The 11886-nt window shown below is 38.8% G+C and carries 12 protein-coding genes; 8 read left to right on the top strand and 4 right to left on the bottom strand.

Annotated features, from left to right (window positions below):
- Positions 1 to 186: 186 nt before the first annotated feature.
- Positions 187 to 1014 carry a DUF6266 family protein gene (locus tag BUC20_RS32895; protein ID WP_073238982.1) on the bottom strand — a complete coding sequence of 276 codons (828 nt, stop codon included), beginning with the start codon at positions 1012 to 1014 and terminating at the stop codon, positions 187 to 189.
- A gap of 334 nt (positions 1015 to 1348) precedes the next feature.
- On the opposite strand from BUC20_RS32895, the gene BUC20_RS32885 reads away from it, so the two are divergent.
- On the top strand, positions 1349 to 1579 hold the full coding sequence (locus tag BUC20_RS32885; RefSeq protein ID WP_073238978.1) for a DUF4287 domain-containing protein: 231 nt from the start codon (positions 1349 to 1351) through the stop codon (positions 1577 to 1579).
- Between the two features lie 12 nt (positions 1580 to 1591).
- Here BUC20_RS32885 and BUC20_RS32880 read toward each other — a convergent pair whose 3' ends face one another.
- Positions 1592 to 2125: a helix-turn-helix domain-containing protein gene (locus BUC20_RS32880; RefSeq protein ID WP_073238975.1), complete on the bottom strand. Its 534-nt coding sequence runs from the start codon at positions 2123 to 2125 to the stop codon at positions 1592 to 1594.
- Positions 2126 to 2368: 243 nt separating this feature from the next.
- On the opposite strand from BUC20_RS32880, the gene BUC20_RS32875 reads away from it, so the two are divergent.
- The 3 genes from BUC20_RS32875 to BUC20_RS32865 are packed head-to-tail and all read left to right on the top strand — an operon-like array spanning position 2369 to position 8253.
- Positions 2369 to 3667: a TlpA family protein disulfide reductase gene (locus BUC20_RS32875; RefSeq protein WP_073238972.1), complete on the top strand. Its 1299-nt coding sequence runs from the start codon at positions 2369 to 2371 to the stop codon at positions 3665 to 3667.
- Between the two features lie 6 nt (positions 3668 to 3673).
- On the top strand, positions 3674 to 6865 hold the full coding sequence (locus BUC20_RS32870; protein WP_073238969.1) for a SusC/RagA family TonB-linked outer membrane protein: 3192 nt from the start codon (positions 3674 to 3676) through the stop codon (positions 6863 to 6865).
- A 29-nt stretch (positions 6866 to 6894) separates the two neighbouring features.
- Entirely contained in the window at positions 6895 to 8253 is a 1359-nt protein-coding gene (locus tag BUC20_RS32865; protein WP_073238966.1) for a RagB/SusD family nutrient uptake outer membrane protein, read from the top strand.
- A 63-nt stretch (positions 8254 to 8316) separates the two neighbouring features.
- Here BUC20_RS32865 and BUC20_RS32860 read toward each other — a convergent pair whose 3' ends face one another.
- Together BUC20_RS32860 and BUC20_RS32850 are read right to left on the bottom strand one after the other, a co-directional pair.
- Positions 8317 to 8685, bottom strand: coding sequence for a hypothetical protein (locus BUC20_RS32860; RefSeq protein WP_073238964.1), 369 nt, complete (start codon positions 8683 to 8685; stop codon positions 8317 to 8319).
- 474 nt (positions 8686 to 9159) lie between these two features.
- Positions 9160 to 9729, bottom strand: coding sequence for a Crp/Fnr family transcriptional regulator (locus tag BUC20_RS32850; RefSeq protein ID WP_073238959.1), 570 nt, complete (start codon positions 9727 to 9729; stop codon positions 9160 to 9162).
- Positions 9730 to 10155: 426 nt separating this feature from the next.
- Between BUC20_RS32850 and BUC20_RS32845 the strand changes: the two genes are divergently transcribed.
- From BUC20_RS32845 to BUC20_RS32830, 4 genes are all read left to right on the top strand, one after another.
- Positions 10156 to 10995, top strand: coding sequence for an RpnC/YadD family protein (locus BUC20_RS32845; RefSeq protein WP_084529526.1), 840 nt, complete (start codon positions 10156 to 10158; stop codon positions 10993 to 10995).
- Positions 10996 to 10999: 4 nt separating this feature from the next.
- Complete coding sequence (locus BUC20_RS32840) at positions 11000 to 11206, top strand: hypothetical protein (RefSeq protein WP_073238953.1); 207 nt, start codon at positions 11000 to 11002, stop codon at positions 11204 to 11206.
- A gap of 242 nt (positions 11207 to 11448) precedes the next feature.
- Positions 11449 to 11649: a hypothetical protein gene (locus BUC20_RS32835; protein WP_073238950.1), complete on the top strand. Its 201-nt coding sequence runs from the start codon at positions 11449 to 11451 to the stop codon at positions 11647 to 11649.
- A 13-nt stretch (positions 11650 to 11662) separates the two neighbouring features.
- Positions 11663 to 11869 carry a hypothetical protein gene (locus tag BUC20_RS32830; RefSeq protein WP_073238947.1) on the top strand — a complete coding sequence of 69 codons (207 nt, stop codon included), beginning with the start codon at positions 11663 to 11665 and terminating at the stop codon, positions 11867 to 11869.
- Positions 11870 to 11886: the final 17 nt, after the last annotated feature.

Raw genomic sequence — 11886 nt, 5'->3', positions numbered from 1 at the left:
TGATCTTTCATTACCTATGTTATTTCTTTACCATTAGTTCATACGTTTTGATAAGGACATAGAGATTCCTTTCCCGTCCATAGAGAGCCCGATCTTAGGCAAATACCTAAAATAATTCACACATTTTCAGACATAGAATTTCATTTTTCTCAGACATGAAATCCCAAAAAACTCAATTACCCGAGATCAGGATGGAGGAGAGAAAATATCCCTCCTTTTTGGCGCTAATAAATCGGAACTAAAGCTGGATTGCAGGGAAAAAATAGTGCCGAATTTCTTACCTGACTTCTTTTCATCCTCATTCTGGATGGTCAGCTCTCCTGTACCGGAAACATCTACCTCTTCTTCTGTCTTTATATCAGTAATAACCTGGGAGCTCGCATTCAATGAACCAGCATAGACACTATTTGAGACTGCTTTTCCATTGTCTTTAGCAAAAGAAATATAAGCCTCCATACGTTCATTTATATGTTCATGACTGATCAGAATCTCATCCTTTCCCTCAATTCTTTTTGCCCCGATCAGCTGGTAGCAGGTTTCTTTTATATCAGGAAAATAAATCACCAGCATCGTACGATCTTTAGCGTATTCGCTTCCCGGAAAGACGGATGGGTTCCATGTGAAGGTGATTTTATCCTCAATCTGAGTAATTGATGGATTAACTGCCACAGGAAGTGTTCCCATACTCATTAATACTTTTGTATAGTCCAGACTAATGTTTGGATATTCTCCCTGAAGGGCATTCTTTTTATTGTAAGAAACTGCCTCATTGTACTCATTTTTGTACGTTCCGACCACTGCCAGACGAAATCCGGCCCTGATGGCATGAATGGAAGGACTAAGGATCTCATTGACCACTGTCATCTTCTGGCAATTGGCTTTCCTTGCAGGAGTAAGCGGTTTTTCGCTTTTGCCAATCATTCTGATGACGTATTTGCCTTTTAAGGTATAACCTACCAGATTGCCGACTTTCCCGTGGAATCCGCCAAATAACCCACTTTTTAATGTTCCCATTTTCGTGTTTTTTAATTAAAGTTTAATTGATTAGCTGTAATTTACACAATATTTTCCATTTCGTGTTGACATGCGCTCCAATAGAATTCACCATCACTTGATTGTAAGAACAACCTTAAAAGGTCTGCCAGACCAACCACTGACCTATCAACCTCCTGTTAAAAACGAAATGATGATCAATTTTAGGAAAAGAGATATCGGTCACATTAAAACCCCATTTTAAAACGACAAAAAACTTTATTGTCGCAATCTCCCCCGAACTTTGTCGCGCATCCACTATTAAAATCAACAGGATTCCTATTAGATTTGTTAATATAAAACAAACCATAACGCGATGTCATTTCAAGCTTACTTAAAAACTATTAAAGAAAAGACAGGTCTGGGACCTGCAGATTTCAAAAAAATTGCTGACGAGAAGGGGTTCAGCGAAAGCGGACAGCTTAACGCCAATATAAAAGCTACAGAAATCGTAAACTGGATAAAACAGGATTACGAATTGGGTCACGGACATGCCATGGCAATATACGCGCTATTAAAAGGACTAAAAGATGAGAACAGTGCCTAAAAGGCACCATTCTCACTTCATCAGCCTGTACAAATTAAAATTCCCCTTCGGAGCCTTCTTCACTTCGACCAATAAACGCCTTGGCCTCTGATGCAAGATATCAGAGACTCTCGTAGACACGACCTCAAGCCCAAAGCGCTCTTTTAGTTCCGCAACGATTTCATTAATCAGCTTCCATTCTTCAAAGAAATCACTTTGTAACAGTTCATCCATGTAGCTGGCCAGGCCCGGAGCCTTATTTTGCATATAACCAACTTCAATACCAGCTGCTTTAACGTAGGCTTCAATGCTTTTCCACAACTCCTCCCTGGACGGGATTGGAAATTCCGGATCTGCAAGCTGATAATACTTTACCCCAAAACAGGTGGCAATGTCTTCCTGTTTATCTAAACCGATGCTTAAACTGCCTCCTTCGATAGAGGCAATGTAAGGTTGGTAGATCTCCAGGGCTAAAGCAAAATCCTCCTGAGAGATATTTACTTTTTTACGATACGCTTTAAGTTGTTCAGCGTATTCTCTGCGGGCATTCCTTAATTTTTCTGACATAATCACAAATAGAGCAATAGAAACTATATTAATTAATATGACATTAAGTATAATATACAGTTTATTCGTACATTTACTACATATATTTAACTATAGATGAATGTAAAACAATTATTTGAGAATTTATATAAACTTATAAAATAAAAAGCAATGAAATCCAGCTTATTTTATCTGATCAAATGCCCACCGGTTTAGCCGCAGCTTTCTGCCGCTAATTCTATTATTCAACTAAAACTTTTTAAAATGAAAAAAACGACAACACTCATCGTAATGGCTATGCTATGCCTGATTTTTAATACCGATGCACAAAATTTAAAGTCAACTATAAAACCGCTAAAAGTAGGAGACAGAGTTCCTGAGGAGATTTGGAACAGAACTTTCCAGGTGGTAAACCACCCACAGGGAAAAGAAACCATGACTTTAAAGGAATTTAAAGGTAAACTGATCATTCTTGACTTCTGGGGTACACACTGTGGATCATGCATTTCAGCAATGCCCCGGACAAATAAACTGGAAAAGCAATTTTCTGATCAGATGGTAATTATTGGAGTTACTGATGAAAACAGAGAAAAGGTTTCTTCCTTCATCCCCAAAAATAAAACCCTTAAATCAATAAATCCCTTTTCTATAATTGGAGAAAATGTCATCCAGGGCTTTTTCCCTACCAATTCGATTCCTCATTACGTCTGGATTGGAGAAGAAGGTTTAATTGAAGCCATCACCAATCCAGATCAGATCACAGAAGAACACATCATTCAAGTTCTCAAAAAAGCACCATTGACAGTTGAACCTAAGGAGTACATTGACACAGACAGGCCCATCTTTGCAGGAGAAGGTTTACAACAACATCAACTTTTTCATTATTCCGTTATGGTTAAAGGCCGTCAAAATGGCTTGTCCTCCGGATCAGAGGCCAAATCGTTTACTGAAAGTATGTGCAGAAGGGTCTTTACAAATTATGACATCAAGGGAATGTATCATATAGTTGCCTGGGAGTTATTCCAGCAATTAGGCTTAGGCAAGTTTAGTATGAAAAGACTAATCATAGAATCTGCTTACCATGACCTTCTGGAAGATACAGTAAGTAAACACAGGCCTGACTGGTATAGGAACAACCTATACACCTATGATAAGATCATTCCGATTAGTGAATCTCCAAATTTATACCATTACATCCTTGAGGATCTGAACCACTACCTGAATTTCACCGGAACAATCGAAAAAAGGAAAGTCAAATGTATGGTACTTGTGAAAAGGAAGAAAAACAAAGAAGTCAAGGGAAGCCTGGCACCCAATAGTTTTCCCCTTCATAATTACGCAGGAGGACTAAACTCAAAGGAATTTATTAAACCACAGGTTTTGAATGAAACAGGTATAAAGGACGAAATCAATTTAATAAAATCCGAAAGCAAAAATATGAAAGAGCTCCTTGAGGAACTTCATGCGCTCAACCTTGACCTGAAAGAAGCCTTTAGAACGATTGACGTTTTTGTCATCCGGGATAAAAAACCTACACAATTGTCCTCCTTTTCAAATAAATAAAGACGTATGAAGGCTTACTTATTCCTCCTGCTAACCTTTTGTGGATACTTATCTGCTAAAGGTCAGATCAACATTAACGGAACAGTTCAATCCGCAAAAGACAAATCTCCTCTCCGGCAGGTATCCGTAAAAATAAAGGGCAGTAACAACACGATCCATACAGACCACCTGGGAAACTTCAACATCAAGCATAATGGCAACAGCATGCTCCTTGAAATTAGTCATGTTGGATATCAAAGCCAGGAAATCGTGGTACTCTCCAATCTAAAAAACCGCTTAATCATCTTGCTGAAGGAAGACGTTCAGGATCTTAAGGAAGTCATGATTTCGACCGGCTATCAACAACTTCCAAAAGAACGGGCAACAGGCTCTTTTACCATAATCGATCAGAAGACCTTGAATCAACAAATGGGACCAAATATTCTGGACAGACTGGAAGGAGTGGCCAGCAGTGTGCTTGCAGATCGCAATACCAGTGGGTCTAATGGGAGATTAATGATCCGGGGCCTCAGCACCATTCAGGGGCCTAGAGAACCACTGATTGTCCTGGATAATTTTCCTTATGAAGGAGAGCTCAACAACATCAACCCAAATGACGTAGCCAACATCACCATATTAAAAGATGCCGCGGCAGCCTCTATCTGGGGTGCCCGGGCAGGTAATGGCGTTATCGTCATCACTACAAAAAGAGGGAGATTCAACCAGAAGCTTAACATCGATTTCAACATCAATCATACCATAGGTAACAAACCTGACCTTTCTTATTTACCTCAGATTGCTTCCTCGGATTTCGTTGATGTAGAAACAATGCTATACAACAAAGGCTATTACAAAGACGACATCAACTCTCCCTTTCAACCGGCTTTATCTCCGATAGTTGAATTATTGATTAAACGGTCGGCTTCCTCTCCTTCTGAACAAGAACGAATAGATGAACAAATCAATGCCTTAAAAGGTACAGACGTACGGGATGACTTTAACAGATATTTTTATCGAAGATCACTTCATCAGCAATACGCCATAAATTTAAGTGGGGGTTCTGAATCGATGAACTGGTTGGTTTCCTCAGGATACGACCGGAGCATTTCTCATTTAGATGCCCCATCCAAGCGTTTAAATTTTCGCGTCCAAAACACCGTAAAACTATCAAAGCATCTTGAATTAAGCACGGCCATGACCTACACCAAAAATCAGTTGGAAAATGGTCGGCCTGCGTACGGTGAAATTACAGGTCATAAAAACAGCCTGGCTCCTTATGTAAGATTTGCAGATGCAGATGGGGCATCATTAGCCTTATCAAAAGCATGGAAAGCATCCCATGTTCTGGAAACAGGAAAAGGCAAGCTACTGGATTGGCAATACTATCCACTCGAAGATTATAAACATAATAAAAGCAGGAATAATCAGCATAGCCTGATTGCAAACGTTGATATAAATCAAAAGTTGCCACTTGGGCTAAGTGCTAATGTCAAATATCAATACCAACGTCAGCAGAATACAAACCAAATCCTTAACGATGAAGAAAGCTATTTCTCCAGGAATCTGGTTAACAGTTTTAGTCAGATTTCAAAAGCAGGTGAACTGACTTATAAAGTACCTCCAGGTGGAATTCTTCAACTGCAAAATCTACTCATACAATCAAATAGCCTGAGGGGGCAATTAAATCTGGACAGAGATTGGAAAAATCATAAAATTACTGCCATTGCAGGTGTGGACTTTCGAGAAACGGTCAACACCGGCAATATGAATCGCCTCTATGGATATGACGAGGAGAACATTACCAATGGCTTAGTTGATCACACACAGGAACACCCGCACTTCATCACCGGATCAAAATCATTTATTCCCTCTGTTACCGGAATCAGTGACCAAAACTCCAGCCTGATATCTCTTTTTACAAATGCTGCTTATACTTTCAAAGATAAATACAGCATATCCTTAAGTGCCAGAAAAGATGCTTCAAACTTATTTGGTCTCCATACCAATGACAAATGGAATCCACTCTGGTCATCAGGCCTGGCCTGGGAGGTCTCTAAAGAATCTTTTTATAAGAGCGCTATTCTCCCTTACCTCAACCTAAGGTTAACCTATGGCTTTAATGGAAATGTTGACGTTGGCAAGAGTGCAGTTACCACCATTGAATACTTTGATACTTCTCCTTACACCTTAATGCCAATGTCGAGATTTAATAAATATGCCAACCCCGAACTCAAATGGGAAACCAGCAGAACAATTAACATCGGTCTCGATTTTAGTATGATGACAAACCGGATTAGCGGAAGTATCGAATACTACCTGAAAAAAGGAACGGATTTATTTGGCACCAGTCTTCTGGACTATACCGGAGGAGTAGGCAGTTCTATTATTAAAAATGTAGCTTCTACAAAAGGTTCAGGAGTAGATTTAGCATTGAATAGCAAAAACATTGATGGGACATTTAAATGGAGTACCAATCTCAATTTCAGCATAAACAAAGATGAGATCACTAAATACTATTTAAAGAACAGACAAGGAAGTAATTTCTTAAACAATGGGATATCCGGTATAGAAGGTAAGCCAACCTATTCCATCTTTGCCTACAAATGGGCAGGACTTGATCCTCAAACCGGTGAGCCCAGAGGATATCTGAACAATGAAATCAGTAAAGCCTATAACAAGATCACTTCCGCAGGAACACAAATAGAAGACCTCCGGTATTATGGCTCCGCAGTTCCAACAGTTTTCGGCTCAATGGGGAATACATTTTCATACCGGAACTTGTCACTGACTTTTCGTCTGATCTATAAATTCGGCTATTATTTCAGAAGGAACAGCATCGACTATCCTGCGCTTTACGCACAGGGCAGGGGACATTCAGACTTCTCAAAAAGATGGAAGCAGAGTGGAGATGAAGATTTTACCACTGTCCCTGCTAATCTATATCCTTTTTCCAATCAGATGCAGGCGCTTTACACCTTTAGTGAAGCGCTTGTTGAACGGGGAGATCACATCAGACTACATTACATCAACCTCAACTACGAACTCAATAAAGACAACTTCAAGAGAATACCTTTCAAAAGCCTGAATTTATACTTCAATATTAACAATCCAGGCATCCTTTGGAGGGCAAATAAAGAGAACATTGACCCAGACTATTATGGAGAAAGGACAATGCCCTTACCAAGGAGTTATTCCTTTGGTGTTCGTGCCAATTTTTAACCTGATTATCTCATTTAATAACTAAGACGATGTCATCAAGAAAAATCTATATTATACTTTTCACCGGCCTTCTGATTTTAGCTTCCGGTTGTAAAAAATTCCTGGAAGCAAAGCCCGATAAAAAACTGGCGGTCCCGGTAACCATAAAAGACTTTCAGTCGCTAATGGACAATGCTGCGATCTTCCTGCCTGAGCCTCATGAAGGAGAATTCAGTAGCGATGATCACTATTTAACCAATGAGCACTGGGAATCCCTCTATTCCGAAGAGGAACGAAGAATCCATATCTGGGAAAAGGATTTTCTATTTCAACCAAATGTCAACAATTGGGATAACGCCTACAAAGTCATCTATTACTGCAACTCAGTCTTAGAAGGACTGAACAAAGTAGATAGGAATCAAAACAACGCAAAAGAATGGGATTATGTCAAAGGGCAGGCTTTGTACTTTCGGGGGAAACGCTTGTTACAGGCAAGCTTAATATGGACTCCGGCATATGGTTCCAACACTGCAGATTTGGATTTAGGATTGCCCTTGCGTTTAAATACTAATTTTAATGAGAAATCCAGAAGAGCTTCTGTTAGGGAGACTTACCAACAAATGATCATAGATATTAAATCTGCTGCTAATTTGCTCTCAGCAACTGTGACAACTAAGATCAGACCCTCAAAACCCGCGGCGTACGCTTTACTTTCCAGAATTTACCTATCCATGGGAGACTACGTCAATTCCGGTATTTATGCAGACTCCTGCCTGCAAATACGTAACGAACTGATAGATTATAATGACCTGGATGCAAAACAGCCAAGTCCATTAAAAAGATTTAATGCAGAGGTGATTTCAGAAAATGGGATTGCCGAGGGGCAAACACTCAACCTCACCAGAGGAAGAGTAAACCCCGACCTTTATAAAATGTATCAACCCGATGATCTCAGAAAGGAAATTTTGTTCACCAACAACTCAGATGGCTCCCATGGATTTAAAGGAAGATTTGCAGAAGGGCTTTCATTATTCGGAGGTATGGCAACAAATGAAGTTTACCTAAACCGGGCAGAATCCAATGCAAGAATGGGGAAAATGGATCAGGCCCTGGATGATATCAATTTCTTACTCAAAAAGCGTTGGCTGAAAGATAAATTTATACCTTTTTCAGGATTAAGCTCGTCTGAAGTATTGGAATTAATCCTCAATGAGCGAAGAAAAGAACTCTTATTCCGGGGAATCCGATGGATGGACCTGAAAAGATTAAACAAAGAAGGTCGGAATATCTCTTTAACCAGAAATTTAAAACATAGAAATTATGTTCTGGCCCCTAACGATTTAAAATATACTTTACCTATTCCAGAAGATGTAATTATACAATCGGGAATGCAGCAAAACCCGCGATAATACGATTAGTTATTAAATCCCCCTAAGCTTCATAGGGGGATTTATCCGGATAATCAACTCTATTTAGTTGGGAAGAGATCTTCTCTTTAGTGCAGCTTTTATTATCTCAGACGCCACGTCGTTAAATTGAGTAAAGAAATAAGCATCTAACTCTGCCTGAGTCATAACTGATGCGTCAACATCCAATGAACATGGCAAAATCCCTAAATTATGACCGCAACCAGGTTTACTAGGATCAATTTGCGTCCAGTTGTTCCCATCAGTGATATCTGTCGCAAATGGTGAATCTGAGTTATAATACCAGATTACACCTGCTCTTTTCACTTCCTCTTTTTCTTTTGTAGAAGGTTTAAACGCAAGCCCTACGCCTATTATCGTTACTAAAATTATTGCGGCCATAGCACTTAGCCAGGCCTTCTTATTTGTTTTCATGTTGATTTATTAAATTAAAAATATTTAGCTGTGCCTGTAAAGTAGGCTTCCCGGAAAGCACCTTATGCTCCACCAAATGCAATCCTTTTATTCTTCTGATACGGCTTTTAGCCCGGGAATACTGCAAACTTTCTCATGTCATCTTTTTTTTAGAAGTACATAACGTTTCAAAGCTTTGTCATACCGGATGTCATGGCCTTCCCTCTTCAGTTGAGCCACCAGATATTTGACTGTTCGCTCACAGCATTCCATCCGCCTCGCTAAGAAATTGACACCTTTGGCTTGTTTTGAACTAATCAGCTCCAATAAGTGCTGAAGCCGTATTCTGTGATTGACATTAAACATATGATGAACGTTTGTCCAAACTAATTTAGGGGGTCAGGGGGCAATAAGAAATCAATTTTAGAAGCATTAACAGCTCCAAAAAAATCAAATAAGTTGATAATTCAGCAGGACGTTTTAAGGAAAAATGCATTAAAGCTTTGGAATGACCCTGTTCATTGCCTGTGGAGTGAGATGAAAAAGGCTGGCAATACTTTTTTGCGTTACCACATTTAAAATACCTGGATAAAGCTTACACAAGTAAATCACCTTCTCTTTTGTCTTGCTGGAATTAAAAACGCTTAAATGCTCGATACTCTCAATTAGCTTATGAAGGGTAATATTGCAACAAATTTTATTAAAGTCCGGATCTTCATTACACATCGACTGCCAGGCAAAATAATTCAAACAAATAATTTCAGCCTTACTTTCGCAGACAATTCCTTCCTTAGACAACACCTGATTAAAGAAACTATCGGCAGAAGTCATATGTTCAGCAAGACCATTAAAACCAACTGTCCTGTCCTTTTTATTTACAAACCGGTAACGTCTGAAGAGGCCCTTGTTAATGAAATAAAGGTTTTTGCAAACCTCTCCCGGGATAAGCAGATGGTCTTTTACGGAGATAGTCCGGGATTCCCCTCTTTCCTTCAATAAGCGGATACTGTTATCCGTCAGGGTTCCATATTTTTTTAATGATTCAATAAGAGCAGCGTATTTCATAGGGATGATTTTGATTTTAGCCAATAAGTTTTAGTACCTACTCCGGGATGAATAGGTAACTGATAGAATTGTTCTTTCCTTAAGAATTAGAGTTGGTTATTCAGGAGGCCAGATCAGCATGACATCAGACATAAGCATTAATTAAGATAAAGATCATCCCTACAATATAGATAGTTTCTTTAAAAATTAAAAACAGACCTATAAGGTGCACTTAAATTGTACAATTAAACAATTGTAGTTTACACTTTAATTAAAATCAGGCTTCTGAGCACTGTACCGTTCATCACATCCAATGCTAATTACCAGGTTCCTGGGGGCCCCTGACTGACACAACAAGATAAATAAATAAAAAAAGACATAAAATGTTGTTATAGTTAAATAATAGATATAGATTCAACATGTAACGACTGAGATATGCAGAATGACATGAACAATCCTAAGCAGGGTGCCAAGTTTGACAAGGTTCTTCGTGAAAATATGGAAGCCAACCTTCCCGGAATTATTGAACATGTTCTGGGCATGTCCATTGTCAATATTGAAGAAATTCCTGATGATCTGCAAAAAACCAAAGAACGAAAACCGGATTTATTAAAGAAAGTAAGAGATGGAACAGGTAAGGTTTTTATCCTGCACATCGAATATCAGAAAAAGCATGATAAAGATATGGTGTATAGGATGGCTGAGTACTCGATCCTGTTGCAATGGAAATACCACCTGCCGGTAAAGCAATTTGTGATCTATATAGGAATTGGTAAATCAAGTATGGTGACCAGAATCAAGGCGGAAAATTTCTGGTTCAGATATCATTCCACGTCATTGTCTGCAATTGATCACCGGATATTTTTAAAGTCGGATGTGATGGAACAGAAACTATTGGCCGTGTTGGGTAATCCATCGGAGCAGGACCCTACACAGATATTAAAAGAAGTGCTCAACCGAATATACGAACTGGATATTGGAGACCTTTCCAAAGACAGGTATATAAATCAATTAAGAGTATTAGTCCAACTACGAAACTTAGAACAACCACTGGAGGAGATTATGTTAAAATTATCAGACTTTTTTAAAGTAGAAAGAGACCCTTATTATAGGATAGGGGAAAGAAATGGTGTTGAGAAAGGGATCAAGCTAGCGATGAAAGATAAAGCGGAAGTCCTGGAGAATCAGGCTACGGCAATTGCCCGAATATTGAAACTTAAGGGTCTTTCTACGCTCTTGATTTCAGAAGCAACAGAACTTAGTATTGATGAAATAAAAAAACTATAGCATTATGGCATTAAAATTATCCGACTTTTTTAAAGTAGAAGGAGACCCTTGTTATAGGATAGGGGAAAGAAAAGGAGAATTAAAGGGAGAAATAAAGGGTAAGAAGAAAACAACTTTGACCATTGCCCGAAAAATGAAGTCGGAGGGTCTTTCAATCTTACTAATTTCAAAAGCAACAACGCTCAGCATTGATCAAATAAAGAAATTATAGAATTGTGGCGTCGAAATTAGCAGATTTTTTAAAAACACAAAAAGACCCTTGCTATAAAACAACGGTAAAAAAGAGTAGGAAAAGCAAAGAGGAATCCCAAAAGAACCGGACTTTGAGAGTTACCCGAAGAATGAAGATGCAGAGGCTTTGTTTTCTCCTGATTTTACAAGCAAAAAATCTCCTCAAAAAAAACAAAGAATACACTCACAACTAAACAATTGTAAACAAACACTCAACATATTATGGAAAGAATATCAGTTTTTTTAAACGTAGAAGACGACCCATATTACCGCATAGGCATTTGCATTGGTGTAGAAAAAGGGATGGAAAAGGGAGTTAGAATCAATATAGAAGTAGCCCGGGCAATGAAACGGGAAGGACTTCCAACATCTCAAATCATGAGGGTAACAAAACTCAGTTCTGAAGAGATAGAAAAATTATAACCAAACAAATCACATGATGGCAAGAATATCAGACTTCCTAAAAATAGACAAAGACCCGTTATATCGGGTAGGCAAAAGAATTGGCTTTGAAAAAGCCATGAAGATTAACATTTTCTGCATTGTCAACGACATGAGAAATGAAGGCTTTACCACCTTTCAAATTGCAAAGCTGACAAAATTTAGCATCGAAGAAATAGAGACATTTTCTAAAAAGGCTTAACTTGCAGCGGAGCCAGT

Origin of the sequence: Pedobacter caeni, from assembly GCF_900129215.1 — a bacterium.
In the GTDB taxonomy this organism is placed as follows: domain Bacteria; phylum Bacteroidota; class Bacteroidia; order Sphingobacteriales; family Sphingobacteriaceae; genus Pedobacter; species Pedobacter caeni.
The sequence above is the reverse complement of the archived record's forward strand: the minus strand, read 5'-3'. Positions and strand labels throughout refer to the sequence as shown.